Here is a 19657-nt window from a genome sequence, read left to right on the forward strand (position 1 = left end):
AGTTTTTTTACTAATCGGTGATATTTGCATAGTAGGAACCCAAATTTATAAAATAAATTCATACTACCAAAAAAATTTAATAGAGTTATGCAGTTTTGCTGCAAGTATACGAATATGCTATAGGCAATCGCAATTTTTCCACCAGCACTATAACTGCTACAATTATTGCCACTTGTATTGGTAGTGGTTTTTTTTCTGGAGCAATTACTGAATCTTATAGACAAGGTCTATACTTTATCATTCCGGCAATTTGTGAACCTTTGGCTCTGATAATCGTTGGTTACTTATTAGCTCCACGTATGGCAGAGTTTCTAGGTAATCTTTCCATAGCTGAAGCCATGGGGAGTCTGTATGGTAAAAAAGTTCAATTGGTTACAGCCGTAGCAGGTATTTTCCTTTGTATAGGAATAGTTGCATTGCAATTTAAGGTTTCAGCTACCATGTTGCAACTTTTCTTTAATGTTTCCAGTTTTTATGCCGTTTTGGCAAGTGCTGTTATAGTGATATTATACTCGGCTTTTGGTGGTATCAGGGCTGTTACTTTTACAGATATAATACAATTTTTTACTTTTGGCACTATCGTTCCTGTAATTACTTTGATAATTTGGGGAACTCTCCATGATCCTCATAAAGTTTTTGTAACAATTAATGAAAGCCCTTTATTTGATTATAGTCAGGTATTTAATTTCTATAACTCTAAGTCTATAAGTTCCTTTTTCTTGTTATTAGTTTATCTAATTCCAGCTTTTCAACCGGTTTTTTTCCAGAGATTGGCAATGGCTAAGGATGTCATGCAAGCTAGACAGTCTTTTATAACAGCAGGTTTAATTTGTCTTGTGATATTAGTAATAACAATCTGGGTTGGAATATTATTACTGGCAGATAATCCTAATCTTAACCCTAATAATTTATTAGCCCATATTATAGAGAATCACAGCTATCCAGGATTAAGAGGACTTACTGCTATAGGTATTATCGCGATAATTATGTCTACTGCAGACTCATACATTAACTCTTCAGCTATATTATTTACTAATGATATTTTAAAATTATTAAATTTTATACCTAACCCAACTAACATTACTCCGTCATTGCAAGGAGCCACTTTAGTGACCCCAACTAACTCGTCATTGCGAGGAGCTACTTTAGTGGCGACGAAGCAATCCAAGAAAGTGATTAAAAATGGATTGCTTCGTCGTGCTTCGCTACTCCTCGCAATGACGAGTGGGGTACATACACGTCATTGCGAGAAGCCACTTTGTGGCGACGAAGCAATCCAGGAAAGCGGATTGCCACTACACTCACGTGGTCTCACAATGACGCCTGGGGTGCTTCAACGTAATAATCTTAGTGATCTCATTATATTACGTATTTCCGCTGTTTTTGTTGGTATTTTTGCTATTTTCCTAGCTTTCAAAGCAAGTAGTATACTTGATTTACTGCTAATAGTATTAGGTGTTTATATGCCTGTAGTTTCAGCACCTTTCCTTTTAGCAATCCTAGGCTTTCGTAGTAGTAGTAAAGCGGTATTAGTTGGAATGTTTGCTGGATTTATTACAGCAGTTAGTTTTAAAATCTTAAATGTAAAAATGGGGGCTACCGTACCAGCTATGGCAGCTAATTTGTTAACTTTGATGTTTAGCCATTACTTTTTTAAACAAGCTGGTGGTTGGATTGGTGTGAAAGACCCCAGCCCTATAATCGCTCTCAGACTGGAACGTAAAAGAAAATTCAGAAAAATTATTAGTTCAATCAAACAATTTAATCTGATAAATTTTTGTAAAGGCAATCTACCAAAAAATGAAATTACTTATTTTCTATTTGGCTTCTTTGTAATAATATCCACTTATTCCTCGTTATTTACTATTTCAGAATATTATAGCACAAAATATGCTGATATTTATCACTTCATTTACCACTCAGTATTAATAATATCTACCGGGCTTGTAACTTATCCAATATGGCCTCCTAGATTTAAAAACGAGAGCTTTATAGCATTAGCTTGGAATCTAGGTATTTTATATCTATTGATTTGTGTTGGAAGTATGTTGGTCATGATTAGCGAATTTCATCAACTACAATTAATAATATTTATTATTAATTTGTTAATTACAGGGATATTGCTTAGGTGGCAAGTAGCTTTATTTATAACGATTTTTGGTACATTTGCATCATTGCAATTTTTTAAATGTTATATGGGTGAAGACTATTTAACTAGTAATTTCGGTAGTATACAATTTCAAATAAATTTCCTTTTGTTGCTATTTAGTAGTGTATTAATAGCATTTCTAAAACCAAAACAAAAATATGAAGAACTGTCTGAAACCATGAAGAGTGCATGGGAAGCAAAATCAAGGAAACTAACGCATGATTTGATAAAAGTAACACAACATGAAGAAGAGTTTTTTAATAGAATAACAACTCAAGAACAACAGCAACTTAATACCTTGTACCTTCAACTTAAAGAATTATGTGCAAAACTACAAAAAACAGATAATAAAGACCAGATTTCTCGGATCACTGAAGAATCATGTGAAATAATAAAACGAATAGAGGCTGGAGCTTTATATCTTTCAACTATTACTCATAGAGTAAGACATCAGGTGCATATTAAGCTTACTAAAATCAACATTATGGATTTAGTAAATGAAGTAGTAGTAGAATGTGAAAAATTATTTGCTCAACCATTACGGTTTATGAGCCGATATAAAATAAAATATCCTAATATAATATGTGACCCAGAAAAACTGAAGGCAGTAATAAAAAGCCTGGTGATTCATGCTATCAACAATAATGTTGATAGTAATCTGGTGGGTATTTTTCTAGAGGATGATATTCTAGATTTTGAACTAAATATATCAGAAGCTACTAAAAGTAAAAAATCAATTGAAGCAATAAGACTAACAATAAAAGACCAAGGTGATAAACTTACTGAGCAACAACTTAAATTGATTTTCACTCCAACTTTCAGACAGAATGATGAACTAACTTTTTTTGAGTGCTTAAATATTATAGATGCCCACTATGGGAGTTTTAAGGTCAATGATAACCAAGATAAAGGTATGAATTATAGTATCACTATTCCTGCTAATATTAAGGAGATTCGACCTAAAGTAATGGATTTGCCCGATATAAGGATTGAGAATTTGGAGAAGATTACAGAAATATTTTTACAGAAACAAAAGGACGATAGATTAAATATAGCACAAAAATTACTTCAAGCAGGGGTTGACCTTGATATTATTGAACGAGTTACCTTACTTAAAAAGGAAGAGATTACCAATATTAAGGTTACTTGAAAAAAGGTTATAGGCTCTGTCCAGAAAAGTGTGTAAATTTCCAAAATAGGTCATTAAATTTTGTTAAGCCTATCTTCAAATTTGATCATCAAATGAGCCATAGCTTCATTCCAGTTGGGAATAGGCATAGTCCATTTTTTGGTCATATAGTCAATTGTCAAATATAAGCTTTTAAAAACAGCACTATCACTAGGGAAAACGCGCTTATTATTTGTTACTTTACGCAATTGACTATTAACAGATTCAACTGAATTAGTGGTATAAATTACCTTTCTAATTGCCTCTGGATATCCTAGAAAAATCATTAAATTATCCCAATGATTATACCATGATTTGGCAATTTGTGGATATTGTTTATTCCATTTTTCTTCAAAATATACTAAAGCTAAATGTGCTTGTTCTTCCGTTGCTGCAGTATATATCGGCTTTAAATCGCTAGCCACCTGCTTCCTATCTTTATATGATACGTATTTTAAACTATTTCTAATCTGATGTACAATACATAATTGATGTTCTGTTTTTGGATAAACTGCTTCTATCGCCTCAGACATACCAGTAAGATTATCACTACAGGCAATCAGTATATCCTTTAATCCTCTATTTTTCATTTCAGTAAAATTACCAAGCCAAAATTTTGCCCCTTCATTTTCACTGATCCATAATCCCAATATATCTTTTCTACCAGATAAATCAATCCCTAATGCAACATATATTGCCTTGTTAATTATCCTTTTGTCTTGCCTAACTTTTACTACTAAACAATCAAAAAATACTATCGGATATATCTCTTCTAACGGTCTACTCTGCCAAGCTTTTACATCATCCATTACATCATCGGTGATCTGACTGATTAAACTCTCACTTATTTCAACACTATACAACTCTTGTAATTGAACCTTAATATCAGATACACTCATACCTTTAGCATATAATGATAAGACTTTATCATCAAAACCATCAAAACGTTTTTGTCTTTTCGGTAGTATTGCTGGTTCAAAGGTACTACGCCTATCTCTTGGTACTTCTATCTCAACCGCTCCATGTTCGGAGATCAGTTTTTTGCTAGTTATACCATTACGAGCATTATCATTATCTACACGACTGTATTTATCATAGCCTAGATGATTATTCAATTCTGACTGCAATGCCTTCTCTATCAAGCGTTTGGTCAATTCTTTTAATAATCCTCCTTCTTTCAGTATTGTGCTTACATCTGTATCATTATCTATTAATAAATCTACTGCTTGCTTTATTGATTCATTTGTTTTTTTATTCATGTAATTTCCTTTTTTGTTATATTTTTATATATAACCTATCTCGAAATTTACACACTTTTCTGGACAGAGCCAGGTTATAATATTACCCACATCTTTTTTAAACCAAAGATGTGGGTAATAGTAAGCTCTAAACAGAGAACGACCCCTTAATTGTATAACAATCAATAATTTGTTATTAACACTTCATTAGATGTTCTGCGGTAATTTGATATCGAATATTTGATTGTAATAGTACTAATGTTAAAATCTTTATATAACTCTCTAATAAAACTTGTATCACTGTTAGAAATCATAAACTTGGTTCCTTTGTTAGATAATTCCATAGCAAATCTCTTAAGTCTTACTTGATCATCTTCACTAAATGGTACTTTGGTATAAAAAGCTTCACCTGATTTATGATATGGTGGATCACAGTAAACAAAATCGTTAGCTTGTGGTTCTATAAAAGAAAAATCTCCTGCGTAAATTGTCGTATCTTGTAAAGTATTGCTACATTGGTTAAGTATAGTAATAAAATTATCAGAAGTAGCATAGTTTCTGGTGGAACAAGACATTCGAACTTGATCATGTTTATTCACTCGGTATATTCCCCTAAAAGAATATCGATTTAAATATAAAAATCTTGCAGTAATTTCAGTAGGGTCATTGCTATTAATATTATTATCTCTAACTTGGTGATAATATTCTTTACTATGTTTTAGCCGATATGATTCACATAGCTCAATAATTTTTGCTGGATTCTTTTTGACAGCATTATAGCTGGTGACAAGCTCAAGATTAATATCAGATAAAAAACATTTATTAAATCTATTTTTTATTTGAAAAAATAGTGCTCCACCACCAAGAAAAGGCTCATAATAATTATTTAAACCTAGCGGAATATGTTCTATCAGTTTATCAACTATTTTTCTTTTACCTCCTAGCCATTGGAAGAATGGTTTAATAATTGGGGCAGTAGGGTTAATGGTAGTTATTTTAGCAATTGCTGTGCTTGTATTTTCATTTATAAAAGTTTGTTGTTGCATCATCTTAGTTCATTTTTTAATTATTCTCTAGAAAAGCATAAGAGATTAACTAAAAACGAATAGTTGGCATTTTCACCTATTATTTTTGCTAATAATAAACTTCATGCTATAGTAGAAAATTAAGGAATAAAAATGATCAATTTAAAATAATTAATTTTTATATTGAGTGATGCTACTTGCAATACTGGCAGTAGCAGGATGCTTAAATATTTGACTAGAAAATAAAAAATCAATTAATTGTCTCTGGTTGTAAATGCCAATTTTATTTTTAGCATTTGTTATATGTTTCTCTGCAGTTCTGTACGATATACCTAATCTACTTGCTATGTGCTTTTTAGGAAACCCAAGAGCTGCAAGTATAAGGCATTCTAGAGTTCTTTGGGTAAGAGTGAAAGATTTGCCTAGATAGTTTATGTTAATTTTAGTTATTTTCATAATGGAACCATTTTTAGTTATTGCTTGAGAGCCTTTCTGGAAATAATTCGTCCAAGCTATTTTGACTAAAAACTTTTACGTATAAATCATTGTGCTGTAAATTTTTGCAATATGAATTACTGCATCTTATGCTACTCAGAACTATGTTAGCATAAAGACTGACAATGCTAATAAACTGTTCAAAAGATTCAAGGTTGTTAATGTAATAGCTGATAATCTCTGAATTGTTACTTGAAGACAAAAAATAAAATCCTTCAATTTTATCTTTTGTTCTTTGGTAGATGATAAAACTGTTACATGCTTCCTGATTATAGAATCTCCTCAAAGTCTCGTATTCGTAGCTTAGATTTTTACTTTGGGTGTTTTTAATATTGTCGATATTCCTTGTACAAAAGCCCATAGTTGTCCCATCACTTAAAAATTGACGATAACCAAATTCTTGAATATTTAAGCTAAATATCGCCGCCAATTGGTCAGTTAACTTTGTTTGTAATTCATTTTTTGCTAACTGTGCAAGAACAAATTGATTGATTAGGCACTTACTCATCACACCTTCAGCTATTTTTTTATCGCTTTTTTCATAGTCACTCTCATTGCTTTGGCAAAATTCATGATCTTGCTCAACTAAATCAAGTTGTAATCCATATTTGATAGCTTTTTTATTCATAAATTTTGCTCTAATTGCTGTTATTGTTCAGATTATGACAGGGATTTTTCTTAAAACAATAGGCTTTTCATTACGTGAAATGCTATTTTATATAGAAATGTGAGACAAAAACTGTAAAATAATTAAAATTATTTCCTGTGATGAAATTATTTTGTCAGTTGGTTGTTGGCAAATAAAGCTTTGACTTAGATGTTATCCCTTAAAACCTTAAACCAAAAGCATAAAATAGCTTTATTCCTAAAACTATGGCTCATAACGATCATTTTTTATCTCTGGTATGAAGTAAGCAAATGACCTTGGAGGTACAAGTTGCTGCTTGCAAATACGTGCTAGTACTTGCTGAATTTTTTGGTAAATATAGTCCTTGCTAATACCGCTTTTTAGCCATTCTACAACCAACAATGTATCTTTTGGTAAAACCATACTGTACTCGTTGAACAGTATTTGTAGCTTTTGAGTTAATTCTGCTATTTCGGATTTTGCTAATTTTGAAGTCCCAAGCGAGTTATCCACATGCTCATCTATATCATCTAATCTTATATCAATAGATTTATCTTTAGACGCGTGCGCGCGTAGGTAATACGATCGTATTACGTTCGTATATACGGTCGTATATACGGTCGTATCATTAGAGGGGGTACCTTTCTCCCCTGAAATTTCGATAAGTTGATTGCGATGTTTCTCCCATCTCTTTGCTATATTCAAGGAATTTTGTTGTGATACTTTTATAAGCTTTTGGCACTCGTTTTTCAACTTCAAATGCGTAAAAGTTTTATCAGAAAAAATGAAAAAATTTTGCAAAATTTTTTTATAATTTTGCCATTTTTTTAGTGAAATATTTAAAAAATGTGCCAATTTTTGGTCATTATTTGGCAATTTTCCACCACTTATCCACATATGTTCAAGCAGTCTAATGTAAATTCCTAATTCATCATGTCCAAGTAAATTAGTACCATGAAGAAAAGCTGATAGGGAAAAGGGCTTGTTCTTGGATTTTAACATAATAATCTCCTATAATTTTAGATAATTTAGCTGTAAAAACTCATAAAAAAACCTTCAAAAAATGGCAAAAAAAAACTATACGAGCGTATAACTCAAAAAAAAAGCTAAAAAAATGCAAAAAAAATCCCAAAAAAGTTATAAAAAAATCCAAATTTCATCCCTTATCCACAGGCTAAAAAAACTTATCCACGTGATATCCACATATTATACACATATTTATCCACAAGTTTTGTGGGTAAAATCTATACTAGGTTCTGTTGACAAAATTTAAAAAATTTGAATTAATTGATACTATTGATAACAAACTTTAGAATTATTTGCTGAAATCCATTTCAGGTTCTGATGCAATCTTTTTTCTTTTTGCTAATTCCTGTTTAAGCACTTCTTCAGTAAGTTGGTGAAAGTCATTTGCTGAAACCAATCCATCAGTGGTTATGAAAATTTTTTTCATTGGATCACGCATGGGTATTACATCTGCATAAATGTATTTATGTACCAAACTAGGATGCTTACCTATTTTTTTGGCAAATTCTTTTATAGACATTTTTTGCAGTTCTAACCATGTGATTAATTGCATAGTCATAGTTATAGCCTAAAAGTTTTTTATCCTTACTAGAAAAACGCCCTTGGGTACCTAAACTCAAGAAATATTTTTTAAAATTTCACTGCATGAAATTTTTTACATATGAAATAAATAAATTTTACATATCAAGATAAGTGAATCTAGGCTTTATTAATACTAAAGTTGTTTCATGCTGTGAAATGACCATTGTAAATCAAGAAAAAATAGTTAACAGTAAGATAAAAGCTTATAAAAATGGGAAATACATATTATGAAAAATGTCTATATGCACCAGATGATTCAGGAAGTAAATAATGATAAACGAACATCAGAAGAAATTTATCAAGCAATTATAAACAGGTTAAAAATTATTGCTCAAGACAAAAAACTCACTAACCAAGAAGCTCACGCAGCAGCTAGGAACTTAATTGGTTTCTGCCAGGAAATTATAAATTACAAGGCAAGAAAGCAAAGGAATAAGAAAATAATATCATAGGACGGATAATATAATGACCAAAAAATAGGGCTTTAAATTAAGCAAAAGAGGGTAATGTAACAGCTAAAGGACAAAAAATGTTTAAATAAGAGCGATACTAATAAAAAAACAAACCCATATAAATCAAAAAAGCCCATATTTAGACTTAGAGCGTAATAATTCAAAACCAGGTCTTCCAACCATAATGATACTAAAAAGCCGTGTAATAGCTTTAAAATAGCTAAAATAGAAGTTTAATAACAAAACAGCTGATGTAGCACTATTACAAGCCAGAACAATTTATTTACAATAACTCATGTATGGATATACCCAAAAATTATTAATACTGAAAAAAATGTTACACTTGGCTCTAATACTGAAAGGGATGGGGTAATTTAATAATAATTCAACTTGACTTGTGCGGTGCTTGATATATCTCTACTCTTTGAGTACATAATACTTTCTAGTTAAAGCAAAATTTATTATCTAAGGAGAAAATATGACAGACAAAGCAACAAAATCAATAATTTTAGTTCGTGTTTCAACAAGGGAGCAAGAAGAGGGGTATTCAATTGAAGCTCAAAAATATAGATTAGTAGAATATTGCCAACGTAAAAATCTTGAAGTTATCGAAACTTTTGAAATTATCGAATCTTCAAGCAGAGGTGATCGCAAACAATTTAAAGAGATGATCAAATTTGCTAAAAGCCATAGAGAAACAATTGCTATAGTTGCTGATAAAGTAGATCGAGTACAAAGAAGAGTCTCAGAAATTTCATTACTAGAAGAACCTATAAAAGCTGGTAAGATAGAATTACATTTTAGAACGGAAGGTTACATAATAGATAAAGATTCTCAGTCTCATGCAAAGCTAATGTGGGGAATGAACGTATTGATGGCTCAATCTTACGTTGACAGTTTAAGTGATAACGTTAAAAGAAGCCTAGATCATAAATTACGTAAAGGGGAGTGGATAGGACCAGCCCCTCTTGGTTACCTAAATAGCCGAGATGAAAGAGGAAGCAGTATAGTAATACTCGATCCTTTAAGAGGTTCTATCATAAAAAAACTCTTTGAAGAATATGCAACAGGAATGTATACTCTTAGTTATTTGACTAAAAAAGCTAAGGAGCTTGGTCTTAGAAGCAAAAACAATTGCTATGTCAATAAAACAGTAGTGCATCGCATGATCCAACAACCTTTCTATTATGGTGAAATGAGAGTAAAAGGAGAGATGTGGTCACATGGTTACCAGGCAATTATAACAAAAGAGACTTTTATGGCATGTAAAGAGGTACGTTTAGGATGGAAGAAGAAGCCTTTTAAATATGGAGGGAAGGATTTTCTTTTTAGAGGGTTAATCACCTGTGCAGTAACAGGCAAAGTTGTAACAGCTGAAACTCACAGCAAAACATATTCAGATGGTAAAGTGGACGAATGGACTTATTTAAGTACATGGGATCCAAAGAATCCAAACAAAAAGATTTATGTAAGAGAAGATGAGGTTTTAAAGCAGGTAGAAGAGGTTTTTAAAAGAATAGGTATAAGAGACCCAGAAGTGTTAAAAGAGACTCTAGCGTATTTAAAAAATACAAATGAGCTAAAAAAAGACGAGCATGGGCAAGCAACAGCTGCTTTAAAGAAAGAGCATACAGAAAATGAAAATAAACTAAATTCATTAATTGATTTAAGATTAAGCAGTGAACTAAGCAAAGAAGAATTCCAAGCAAAGAAACAGCAATTAAAAGATCGTCAATATGAAATTACTCGTTTACTTAAAGTTTATGAGGAAGCAGACGATAAATTTACTGATACCGCTACAATGCTAATAACTCTAGCTTCTGAAGCCTATGAAACCTTCAAAGGTTCTGAAACCCCCGAAAAACGCAAAATGATAAATTTCGTATTTCAGAACCTGAAACTGAGTGGCAAAAAACTTGAGACCTCTCTACGTTTCCCGTTCGATATTTTTGAAAAAACGACGACTTGTACCGAATGGCGGAGAGAAGGGGATTCGAACCCCTGACACGTTACCGTGAACACGCTTTCCAGGCGAGCGCCTTAAACCACTCGGCCACCTCTCCATAACGACTATATACACACATTCAGAATAAAAAATTATCCCTAGTTCGGCTATAGATAACCCGATTAGCATTACTCAGTCATTGCGAGAAAGACCTCAGGTCAACGAAGCAATATATAAACAAACTTCATGAATTGCCACGCTCACATACGTTCGCTCGCAATGACATCAATTTACTATGACTAAGGCTCTGTCCAGAAAAGTGTGTAAATTTCCAAAATAGGTCATTAAATTTTGTTAAGCCTATCTTCAAATTTGATCATCAAATGAGCCATAGCTTCATTCCAGTTGGGAATAGGCATAGTCCATTTTTTGGTCATATAGTCAATTGTCAAATATAAGCTTTTAAAAACAGCACTATCACTAGGGAAAACACGCTTATTATTTGTTACTTTACGCAATTGACTATTAACAGATTCAACTGAATTAGTGGTATAAATTACCTTTCTAATTGCCTCTGGATATCCTAGAAAAATCATTAAATTATCCCAATGATTATACCATGATTTGGCAATTTGTGGATATTGTTTATTCCATTTTTCTTCAAAATATACTAAAGCTAAATGTGCTTGTTCTTCCGTTGCTGCAGTATATATCGGCTTTAAATCGCTAGCCACCTGCTTCCTATCTTTATATGATACGTATTTTAAACTATTTCTAATCTGATGTACAATACATAATTGATGTTCTGTTTTTGGATAAACTGCTTCTATCGCCTCAGACATACCAGTAAGATTATCACTACAGGCAATCAGTATATCCTTTAATCCTCTATTTTTCATTTCAGTAAAATTACCAAGCCAAAATTTTGCCCCTTCATTTTCACTGATCCATAATCCCAATATATCTTTTCTACCAGATAAATCAATCCCTAATGCAACATATATTGCCTTGTTAATTATCCTTTTGTCTTGCCTAACTTTTACTACTAAACAATCAAAAAATACTATCGGATATATCTCTTCTAACGGTCTACTCTGCCAAGCTTTTACATCATCCATTACATCATCGGTGATCTGACTGATTAAACTCTCACTTATTTCAACACTATACAACTCTTGTAATTGAACCTTAATATCAGATACACTCATACCTTTAGCATATAATGATAAGACTTTATCATCAAAACCATCAAAACGTTTTTGTCTTTTCGGTAGTATTGCTGGTTCAAAGGTACTACGCCTATCTCTTGGTACTTCTATCTCAACCGCTCCATGTTCGGAGATCAGTTTTTTGCTAGTTATACCATTACGAGCATTATCATTATCTACACGACTGTATTTATCATAGCCTAGATGATTATTCAATTCTGACTGCAATGCCTTCTCTATCAAGCGTTTGGTCAATTCTTTTAATAATCCTCCTTCTTTCAGTATTGTGCTTACATCTGTATCATTATCTATTAATAAATCTACTGCTTGCTTTATTGATTCATTTGTTTTTTTATTCATGTAATTTCCTTTTTTGTTATATTTTTATATATAACCTATCTCGAAATTTACACACTTTTCTGGACAGAGCCATGACTAAATACTAATCGTTTTAGCTATAAAGCTAATAATTTACTACTTCAGAAAATTGTTAGCATAATATTCACAATATTCTTTAACTGGACAAGCAGGACAATTTGGTACTCGTGCTTTGCAAATATACCTACCAAGTAATATCAACCAGTGATGAGCATGTTGCAACCATTTTGTATCAATAATTTCAACTAATTCAAATTCCACTTTTTCGGGAGTATTACTACTTGCCAACCCCAATCTTTTAGAAACTCTGAATACATGCGTATCAACTGCTATAGTTGGCTTACCAAATAGGCAATTTAATACTACATTAGCAGTTTTTCTTCCAACACCAGGTAATTTAATTAACTCATCAAAATTATTTGGCACTTTGCTGTCATACTTATCTATCAAAATACGAGAAAGTGCAACAATATTTTTTGCTTTGGTTATAAATAAACCTATTGATCTTATATAATTTTTTAATCCTTCCTCCCCAAGTTCTAATATTTTTTCCGGTGTATTATATTCTCCAAACAAAAATCTTGTTGCTTTATTAACTGAAACATCAGTTGCTTGTGCGGATAATACCACAGCTATTAATAGAGTAAAATTATTAACATATTCTAGTTCTGTTCGGGGACTAGTATTATTCTGGCTTAAAATTTCAAAGATTTTATCAACTATTTGAGCTTGCATAATATAACATTTAAGAGTAAAAAGAAATTATAATTTGTATCAGGTTTGGGGATGTTAGAGAATAAAAATTTTGATTTTATAAGAAATGAAATTGCTAATAATGATGTTGTGTTGTTTATGAAAGGCACTAGCAATTTCCCCCAATGTAATTTTTCTGCTACTGTTGTTTCTATCTTAAAAAAACTGGGCATAGAATTTCGTGATATTAATATTTTGACCGATCTTAGCCTACGTGAGGATATTAAATCTTTCAGCGATTGGCCTACCATACCACAGCTTTATATAAAAGAAGAATTTATAGGTGGCTGTGATATAGTACGTGAAATGTATGAAAATGGTGACCTTGTTATATTATTAAAAGATAAACATATACTACCTAAGTAGTCGCTCCGTCAAAAAGGCTGTAGGTATGAGAGGTAATACATGTTTGCGGTTAAAAATCACATCAAAATCCATAAGATTTTCACCCTATTTTGTCAAAAACCTTATGGATTTACAAAGTTTTTATAACCTAATCACAGTAGCAAGCTTGTCATCCCTGCAAAAGCAGGTATCTAAAATAGTGGACAAAAAGCCCTGAGATATTATAGATTCCTGCCTACGCAGGAATGACATCCTTTTTGTTTAAACATAGCAGATGTTGTATCTTTAGACTTTTGACGGGGGACTAAGTAATACAAAAAATAATTATTCAAAACAAAAATAGTATATCTAGGTTTTATCGAACTGCCTTATAGTTTCAAGCAGCTCTTGGTTTTTATAAGGTTTACGGATTATGTATGTTGCTTGTCCTTGTAAGAGTCCTTTTATTTCCTGATGATTGCTAGACAAACCACTTTGAAAAATTATAGGAATATGGGCAACATTTTTGTCATTTCTTATCTGTTTATGCACTTCACAACCTGTCATATCAGGAAGAGAAATATCAAGAAGTATTAGATCTATTTTATTAGCATGTATTTTAGATAAATCAACTGCTTCTTGCCCAGTATAAGCACTGATAATTTTATATTTCTGTTCATGACGTAACACTAAATTTATCGCTTCATGGCAGATTGGTTCATCATCAACAAAGAGTATAGTGAATACTTTTATAATATTATACTTTGCTAACATTTTGTATCTCTTTCTCATCGTATACAGGAATCATGAATTCTACCTTTGTTCCTTTCCTGAGGTTATTTTCAGCATGAATATAGCCATTATGGGCTAGTATAATTTCTCGGCAGATAGATAAACCAATGCCAGTACCAATGAAGTTATCATTAGTTCGTGAGCTACGAGTAAATACCTCAAAAATATTTTCAAGCTCTGAATCTGGAATTCCTATACCTGTATCGATTAAGCTAAAAGACCAATAAAGATTATTTTCATAACTTTTTAAATTAATTACTGCCACAATCAACCCTTCTTTAGTATATTTGAGTGCATTATTAAATAAATTATTTAATAATTGGTTAATCCTAATTGCATCCCCACTAATCATTGCTTTCGTAATATTTTGATTAATAAGAATAATATTGATTTTATCGTTAAATACGTTTAGTTCTGTAAGTTGTTTCACAATATTTGTTATAGAAGCTAATAGATCCATAGCAACAAAATTAAACTTCATCCTCCCAGTACTAAACTTAGACAGGTCTAGTAGATCATTAATTAATTTTATAATATGCTGATTATTCTTAGCTATTATACCAACATATTTTATATGCTCTTGCTCATCCATTTTATCCCAATTTTCATGTAAAAATTGAGCTATACTACTTCCCCCATGTATTGAACTCCTGATTTCATGAGTAACATGATTCAAAATATTATCTTGCTCTGATAATTTCTGTTCTAATTCTAATATTTTAGTCTTTGAATTACCTCCTAAGCTAACCCATGAAAACGTCGTATACCTGTAAATATAAAAAAATACAGGTATCAAAAATATAACTAAAATAGCCCAAAGAAGTTGGAGCATATGCTTATTTTACCTAAAAATAATGATATTTTCCTTTGTTTTCAATAATTACTTTCTCATTTTATCATGAATTTGCATACTCACATACCTTATAGTGTATGTACTCATCATTCAAAATGGAATTCAATTCTTAAGAGCAAAGAAGTATTATGTAAGGGAAATATAAAATAACTAAGAAAAGATTAAACTATTTAAATAATTATTTAACAATATATGTAAATAATTCAATATAGTAACCTTAGATAATTTATTAATAAAAATTATCAAGTTATATAACCAATACTTTATGCATAATACCAAATATTTTGATAAAATAAATAACTTTTAATAAATTAATCAAAAGGCTGTCTTAATGTTATTGCAGCAGATAGGGTTCCTTCATCCAAATAGTCCAGTTCTCCACCTATTGGAATGCCGCTAGCTAATCTTGATATTTTAATGGTAGAATCTTTAAAATATTCAGTAATGAAATAACCAGTAGTTTGACCTTCTAAAGTAGAATTAGTTGCAATAATTATTTCATTAATGTTATTATCCTGGCATCTAGCTAGTAACTCTGGTAGTCTTAGTGCTTTAGGATTGTGACCACTAGAAGTTGATAAATCATGTCCTAGTACATGGTAATGCCCATTAAAAATACCACTACGCTCCATTGCCCACAATTCTGTCACTGTTTCAACAATTGCTATGATAGATCCATTACGATCATCAGACGAACATACTCTACAAATATGATAAGAATCTATGTTACCACAAATATCACATTTGACAACATTACTATCTACACAACAAAGAACTGAAATTAGACTTTTTAACCTAACATCTTTTTCTTGTAAAAGATGCAGGACTATACGTCTTGCTGATCTTTGACCAAGCCCAGGTAGTTTGGAAAGAAGATAAATCAACTGATCTATTTCATTTAGTTTATTCATATTATACCTTCGCTACTTTATAAGTTGTCAAAACAACTTATAAAAATTAAGTAAACAACACGTCTTTTTTCTTGATAGCCCAAATATAGCTAACCCGATTAGCATTTAGCCACAGTAAATTGACGTCTATTAGCGAGGAACCACTTTAGTCACAACTGTCGAAAGCCAGAAGAGGAAGAGGTTTTAGATAGTACACTTTAAAAGTTGTATGTGGTCAACGTCATTGCTTCATCGTGTTTACGCACTCCTTGCAATGACGAAGTAATGCTAATTGGGTTAGCCATACAATTGTCTTCGCCTATTAGTTAGTACCTTTTAACTCTTAATAACCACAGTTCCAGCAATTTTATCATGCAAAGCTTGGCGTTGTTTAGAAAATAGTATAAACCAAATACCAACCAGCACTAATACATATCCACAAAATCTTTTAATTAATTGGCATTTACTAGGTTTTGCAAGAGTTATTGCATCTACTATTTTCATATGCATAATAAATTTTCCTGGTGTAGCCCCGCAATAAACCCAAAACCCAATAAAATATGCGGCAACTAAAGCAAAGTTAATTAGCAACATTAAAATAAATAATGTAAAAACACCACTAGCAGTTACGTTTTGTAGTAATTCCGGTTTCCTGCTACCCATTATTAGTATATCAGCTATATTAGCTTTAAAAAACAATAAAGATAGTCTAGATAGCATAAAGGTAGTGATCGGAGTTGTAAAAATTGACAACAAAAATGAATCTAGACAAGAAGCAAAAAGCCTGGGTATTAATTTAGGGTATATAATTTGCTTATTCATTTTTTTAATTTTAAGTTATATAATTATTTTAAAATGCACCGTTATTTACTAGATTTTTTACAGTAGCAATGTTCCATACTATAAATTTTCTTTCAAAAGAAGTCTAATGTAATATAAGATCCAAACTATTACCAAGCATAATATTTAATAACTCACTTGAACTAGGAGCTACATCAAGATGCGTAGAAATATCGATATGTTGTTTAGGTAGGAGTTTGATGTCTTTGTGATGCATTATATAGGATTTTACTGTTACATATTTTTTATCCAACAATCTAACTCTAATCAGTGGTATTGTTACATCATGGTTAGAGTTATTGGCTATCTGGTAGGAAACTTTAATTTGTCCTATTGCTTTATTTTGTTCAACATTTATGTTTCCTATAGTTAGTATATTATCATTTTCTTTATACAAAGCTGGTACATTAAATTTTTCGTGAAATAACAATAATAATAAAAGAATAATTAAGCTAAGCAATAATGTAGGTACAATATATGAATGTTGTGAAACTTTTGGTGGCAATAAAGCCGGTAAGTTGGTGCCTTTGGTCAAAAATATTTTATTATTTTCATTAGTGCTAGCATTTTTTGCTGTATGATGATCTGATATAATTGGTGGTTGTTGCTTATCAAGCTCTGCTTGTTGATACCAAATATGGTGACATTGAGAACATTTGACCTTCCGGCCAATCATACCTATTTGTTCTTTCGAAACTATAAAGTTAGTGTTACAACTTGGGCAAGTAATACTCATTTACGTGATCTAATTTTTATACTCAAATCATTTTAAGTATATTAGGTTGACTTAAAGATAAAGTAAATTATGATTTTTTTTATAATTTAGCAAGGATGTTATGCAAAAATATATTAATACTATAGAAGAATTTTGGCAAATACGCGATAAATTAACCCAAGATTCAGAAAAAACTAATTATGCCAAACAAATATTGCAGGATATTATTGATGGTTTGAACCAAGGGGCAATTAGGGTTTGTAAGAAAGATGGGGCTGATTGGCAAGTTAATCATTGGGTAAAAAAAGCAATTTTATTACATATGATGCTAACTGAATCGCAAGTTCACTCTGGAGATTGCATGAGATGGTATGATAAGATTGCCCCCAAATTTTCTACCCATTATAATGACAAATTATTTCGAGCAGATGGCTGTCGTATCGTTCCCGGAGCAATTATCAGAACGGGGGTATATTTAGCTAAAAACGTTATTGTTATGCCTTCTTTTATTAATATAGGGGCATATATAGGAGAAGGGACAATGGTTGATACCTGGGCTACTATAGGATCATGTGCCCAAATAGGTAAGAATTGTCATATTTCTGGTGGGACAGGTATTGGTGGTGTATTAGAGCCAATCCAAAACAATCCGGTAATAATCGAAGATAATTGTTTTATAGGTGCAAGATCAGAAATAGCAGAAGGGGTTTTAGTAGAAGAGGGAAGCGTAATTAGTATGGGAGTATTTATTGGGGCTTCTACAAAGATCGTAGATAGGGAAAGTGGCAAGATAATTTATGGTAGAGTCCCAGCATACTCAGTTGTAGTACCTGGCAGCTTGCCTGCTGATTCAGGGAGACCAAGTTTATATTGTGCAGTAATCGTTAAACAGGTGGATGCTGGAACTAGGAGTAAGGTATCTATAAATGATCTGCTAAGAGGAAATTAAATATATGGATAATAACAAATTAAAGATTATAGTTGAAACCAAAACCCTAACTCACGCTCTAACTTTTGCTAATTCTGTAGTAGAGAAACGTAATGTAGTTACCGAACTTAGTCATATTAAATTATCATCGAAGGATGGTAAACTAGAGTTAATAGCTACTAATATGGAAATATATTTGAGTCAGAAAGTAGCATCCCAAGTAATAAGTGAGGGGAGCATAACAGTATCTACTAAAACATTAAATGACATAGTAAAAAAGATAGCTGATAACGACATAATGCTTAGTGTATCAAATGAAACCGATCAGTTTGAAATTTTAGGAAAGAATTGTGCTTTTAATCTACTAACTTTACCTGCTGAACAATTCCCTACATTAGATGATATTAATGTTGAAGCCACTCTTAAAATACCTTGCCGTGATTTTGTTAAGATGATCGACGGTACTTTGTTTTCGGTGTCCCTTGATGAAACTCGCTATAATCTTAATGGTGTTTATTTCTACGTACAAGATGAAGAATGTTGTATGGCTAGCACCGATGGGCATAGGTTATCAGTGTCAGTAGTGGAAATAGCTGATAAGGTTAGTGAATTTGGTGTTATTTTATCTAAAAAAACTCTCGAGGAAATTGTCAAAATATTAAAAGATCCTAAAAATATTCAGCTAGAGGTAGAAATTTTTCTAAGTGCAAATAGGATTAAATTTGTTTGCAATGATATTATGATGGTCTCAAAACTGATTGATGGAACTTTTCCAGATTACCAGGGTTTTATTCCAGTAGAAAACAACTATAAGCTTACTATTAATACCAAGTTATTAGTTGATGTTATAGATAGAGTAGCAACAATAACTATAGATAAATTTCAAGCAATAAAATTAACTCTATCAAAAGATTTGCTTGAAATTACGGCTTCTGGAGAAGCGAGAGGAGTCGGTAAAGAGACTATACCATATTCACTAGATGAAAATAATTTATGCGTTTTTGATTATGAAGACACTTTGTCTATAGGTTTTAATCCTAAATATCTTACTGATGCACTCAATGCTGTGTTGAATTCTACTAAAGCAAACCAAGTTGAGCTATATTTTCTGGACGCATCATCGCCAATGTTATTGAAAACACCACAAAACCCTAAAGATGTTTTTGTGATTATGCCAGTTAAGGTTTGATCATCACAAAAGCATCCCTTATAGCCTCGCTAATAGTGGAGAGGCTATAGGGCGAATCATTTTTTTAGTGAGACAGTAC

19 protein-coding genes and 1 tRNA gene are annotated in these 19657 nt (G+C 31.7%); 6 read left to right on the plus strand and 14 right to left on the minus strand.

Annotation, left to right across the window (positions count from 1 at the left end; translation table 11 throughout):
- The first annotated feature begins 95 nt into the window (after window positions 1–95).
- On the plus strand, window positions 96–3299 hold the full coding sequence (locus ACQH2P_RS07080; protein WP_425363598.1) for a sodium:solute symporter family transporter: 3204 nt from the start codon (window positions 96–98) through the stop codon (window positions 3297–3299).
- 53 nt (window positions 3300–3352) lie between these two features.
- Here the strand turns inward: ACQH2P_RS07080 and ACQH2P_RS07085 are convergent, their stop codons facing one another.
- The 6 genes from ACQH2P_RS07085 to ACQH2P_RS07110 all read right to left on the minus strand — a co-directional run bounded on the left by ACQH2P_RS07085 (window position 3353) and on the right by ACQH2P_RS07110 (window position 8288).
- On the minus strand, window positions 3353–4576 hold the full coding sequence (locus ACQH2P_RS07085; protein ID WP_425362497.1) for an IS256 family transposase: 1224 nt from the start codon (window positions 4574–4576) through the stop codon (window positions 3353–3355).
- 161 nt (window positions 4577–4737) lie between these two features.
- Window positions 4738–5604, minus strand: coding sequence for a DNA adenine methylase (locus ACQH2P_RS07090; RefSeq protein ID WP_425363599.1), 867 nt, complete (start codon window positions 5602–5604; stop codon window positions 4738–4740).
- Between the two features lie 147 nt (window positions 5605–5751).
- The gene (locus tag ACQH2P_RS07095) at window positions 5752–6036 is read right to left on the minus strand and encodes a helix-turn-helix transcriptional regulator (protein ID WP_425363600.1); all 285 of its coding nucleotides are present in this window, start codon (window positions 6034–6036) and stop codon (window positions 5752–5754) included.
- A 13-nt stretch (window positions 6037–6049) separates the two neighbouring features.
- Window positions 6050–6703 (minus strand): hypothetical protein, encoded by a 654-nt coding sequence (locus tag ACQH2P_RS07100; RefSeq protein WP_425363601.1) that lies wholly within the window; start codon window positions 6701–6703, stop codon window positions 6050–6052.
- Window positions 6704–6946: 243 nt separating this feature from the next.
- The gene (locus ACQH2P_RS07105) at window positions 6947–7705 is read right to left on the minus strand and encodes a DUF1376 domain-containing protein (protein WP_425363602.1); all 759 of its coding nucleotides are present in this window, start codon (window positions 7703–7705) and stop codon (window positions 6947–6949) included.
- 313 nt (window positions 7706–8018) lie between these two features.
- A complete protein-coding gene (locus ACQH2P_RS07110) occupies window positions 8019–8288 on the minus strand; it encodes a helix-turn-helix domain-containing protein (RefSeq protein ID WP_425363603.1) in 270 nt (89 codons plus the stop codon).
- A gap of 250 nt (window positions 8289–8538) precedes the next feature.
- On the opposite strand from ACQH2P_RS07110, the gene ACQH2P_RS07115 reads away from it, so the two are divergent.
- Complete coding sequence (locus ACQH2P_RS07115; protein ID WP_425363604.1) at window positions 8539–8763, plus strand: hypothetical protein; 225 nt, start codon at window positions 8539–8541, stop codon at window positions 8761–8763.
- 478 nt (window positions 8764–9241) lie between these two features.
- Entirely contained in the window at window positions 9242–10768 is a 1527-nt protein-coding gene (locus ACQH2P_RS07120; protein ID WP_425363605.1) for a recombinase family protein, read from the plus strand.
- Here the strand turns inward: ACQH2P_RS07120 and ACQH2P_RS07125 are convergent.
- The 3 genes from ACQH2P_RS07125 to nth form a co-directional block, all read right to left on the minus strand.
- A tRNA-Ser gene (locus ACQH2P_RS07125) sits at window positions 10739–10826 on the minus strand. The two genes, ACQH2P_RS07120 and ACQH2P_RS07125, sit on opposite strands and share 30 nt — an antisense overlap.
- A gap of 226 nt (window positions 10827–11052) precedes the next feature.
- Entirely contained in the window at window positions 11053–12276 is a 1224-nt protein-coding gene (locus ACQH2P_RS07130; RefSeq protein WP_425362497.1) for an IS256 family transposase, read from the minus strand.
- Between the two features lie 114 nt (window positions 12277–12390).
- Window positions 12391–13029, minus strand: a complete 639-nt coding sequence (gene nth, locus ACQH2P_RS07135) for an endonuclease III (RefSeq protein WP_425363606.1) — start codon at window positions 13027–13029, stop codon at window positions 12391–12393.
- Between the two features lie 51 nt (window positions 13030–13080).
- On the opposite strand from nth, the gene grxD reads away from it, so the two are divergent.
- On the plus strand, window positions 13081–13413 hold the full coding sequence (gene grxD, locus ACQH2P_RS07140) for a Grx4 family monothiol glutaredoxin (protein WP_425363607.1): 333 nt from the start codon (window positions 13081–13083) through the stop codon (window positions 13411–13413).
- Between the two features lie 327 nt (window positions 13414–13740).
- Here the strand turns inward: grxD and ACQH2P_RS07145 are convergent, their stop codons facing one another.
- From ACQH2P_RS07145 to ACQH2P_RS07165, 5 genes are all read right to left on the minus strand, one after another.
- Window positions 13741–14163 (minus strand): response regulator, encoded by a 423-nt coding sequence (locus ACQH2P_RS07145; protein ID WP_425363608.1) that lies wholly within the window; start codon window positions 14161–14163, stop codon window positions 13741–13743.
- Window positions 14129–14995, minus strand: a complete 867-nt coding sequence (locus tag ACQH2P_RS07150) for a sensor histidine kinase (protein WP_425363609.1) — start codon at window positions 14993–14995, stop codon at window positions 14129–14131. Before ACQH2P_RS07150 ends, ACQH2P_RS07145 begins: the two co-directional genes overlap by 35 nt.
- A gap of 332 nt (window positions 14996–15327) precedes the next feature.
- Window positions 15328–15927, minus strand: coding sequence for a recombination mediator RecR (gene recR, locus ACQH2P_RS07155; protein ID WP_425363610.1), 600 nt, complete (start codon window positions 15925–15927; stop codon window positions 15328–15330).
- Window positions 15928–16242: 315 nt separating this feature from the next.
- Window positions 16243–16728 carry an RDD family protein gene (locus ACQH2P_RS07160; protein ID WP_425363611.1) on the minus strand — a complete coding sequence of 162 codons (486 nt, stop codon included), beginning with the start codon at window positions 16726–16728 and terminating at the stop codon, window positions 16243–16245.
- A 103-nt stretch (window positions 16729–16831) separates the two neighbouring features.
- On the minus strand, window positions 16832–17482 hold the full coding sequence (locus ACQH2P_RS07165; RefSeq protein WP_425363612.1) for an MJ0042-type zinc finger domain-containing protein: 651 nt from the start codon (window positions 17480–17482) through the stop codon (window positions 16832–16834).
- 100 nt (window positions 17483–17582) lie between these two features.
- Between ACQH2P_RS07165 and dapD the strand changes: the two genes are divergently transcribed.
- A complete protein-coding gene (gene dapD / locus ACQH2P_RS07170; RefSeq protein ID WP_425363613.1) occupies window positions 17583–18410 on the plus strand; it encodes a 2,3,4,5-tetrahydropyridine-2,6-dicarboxylate N-succinyltransferase in 828 nt (275 codons plus the stop codon).
- A gap of 4 nt (window positions 18411–18414) precedes the next feature.
- The gene (dnaN, locus tag ACQH2P_RS07175) at window positions 18415–19578 is read left to right on the plus strand and encodes a DNA polymerase III subunit beta (protein WP_425363614.1); all 1164 of its coding nucleotides are present in this window, start codon (window positions 18415–18417) and stop codon (window positions 19576–19578) included.
- Window positions 19579–19657 lie beyond the last annotated feature (79 nt).

Origin of the sequence: Candidatus Tisiphia endosymbiont of Hybos culiciformis, from assembly GCF_964030975.1 — a bacterium.
Taxonomy (GTDB): domain Bacteria; phylum Pseudomonadota; class Alphaproteobacteria; order Rickettsiales; family Rickettsiaceae; genus Tisiphia.

What these genes read in the sequence shown, in the direction of transcription:
- ACQH2P_RS07085 (WP_425362497.1), bottom strand. Translation starts at nt 4,576, where the DNA reads ATGAATAAAAAAACAAATGAATCAATAAAGCAAGCAGTAGATTTATTA.
- ACQH2P_RS07090 (WP_425363599.1), bottom strand. Translation starts at nt 5,604, where the DNA reads ATGATGCAACAACAAACTTTTATAAATGAAAATACAAGCACAGCAATT.
- ACQH2P_RS07095 (WP_425363600.1), bottom strand. Translation starts at nt 6,036, where the DNA reads ATGAAAATAACTAAAATTAACATAAACTATCTAGGCAAATCTTTCACT.
- ACQH2P_RS07100 (WP_425363601.1), bottom strand. Translation starts at nt 6,703, where the DNA reads ATGAATAAAAAAGCTATCAAATATGGATTACAACTTGATTTAGTTGAG.
- ACQH2P_RS07105 (WP_425363602.1), bottom strand. Translation starts at nt 7,705, where the DNA reads ATGTTAAAATCCAAGAACAAGCCCTTTTCCCTATCAGCTTTTCTTCAT.
- ACQH2P_RS07110 (WP_425363603.1), bottom strand. Translation starts at nt 8,288, where the DNA reads ATGACTATGCAATTAATCACATGGTTAGAACTGCAAAAAATGTCTATA.
- ACQH2P_RS07115 (WP_425363604.1), top strand. Translation starts at nt 8,539, where the DNA reads ATGAAAAATGTCTATATGCACCAGATGATTCAGGAAGTAAATAATGAT.
- ACQH2P_RS07120 (WP_425363605.1), top strand. Translation starts at nt 9,242, where the DNA reads ATGACAGACAAAGCAACAAAATCAATAATTTTAGTTCGTGTTTCAACA.
- ACQH2P_RS07130 (WP_425362497.1), bottom strand. Translation starts at nt 12,276, where the DNA reads ATGAATAAAAAAACAAATGAATCAATAAAGCAAGCAGTAGATTTATTA.
- nth (WP_425363606.1), bottom strand. Translation starts at nt 13,029, where the DNA reads ATGCAAGCTCAAATAGTTGATAAAATCTTTGAAATTTTAAGCCAGAAT.
- grxD (WP_425363607.1), top strand. Translation starts at nt 13,081, where the DNA reads ATGTTAGAGAATAAAAATTTTGATTTTATAAGAAATGAAATTGCTAAT.
- ACQH2P_RS07145 (WP_425363608.1), bottom strand. Translation starts at nt 14,163, where the DNA reads ATGAGAAAGAGATACAAAATGTTAGCAAAGTATAATATTATAAAAGTA.
- ACQH2P_RS07150 (WP_425363609.1), bottom strand. Translation starts at nt 14,995, where the DNA reads ATGCTCCAACTTCTTTGGGCTATTTTAGTTATATTTTTGATACCTGTA.
- recR (WP_425363610.1), bottom strand. Translation starts at nt 15,927, where the DNA reads ATGAATAAACTAAATGAAATAGATCAGTTGATTTATCTTCTTTCCAAA.
- ACQH2P_RS07160 (WP_425363611.1), bottom strand. Translation starts at nt 16,728, where the DNA reads ATGAATAAGCAAATTATATACCCTAAATTAATACCCAGGCTTTTTGCT.
- ACQH2P_RS07165 (WP_425363612.1), bottom strand. Translation starts at nt 17,482, where the DNA reads ATGAGTATTACTTGCCCAAGTTGTAACACTAACTTTATAGTTTCGAAA.
- dapD (WP_425363613.1), top strand. Translation starts at nt 17,583, where the DNA reads ATGCAAAAATATATTAATACTATAGAAGAATTTTGGCAAATACGCGAT.
- dnaN (WP_425363614.1), top strand. Translation starts at nt 18,415, where the DNA reads ATGGATAATAACAAATTAAAGATTATAGTTGAAACCAAAACCCTAACT.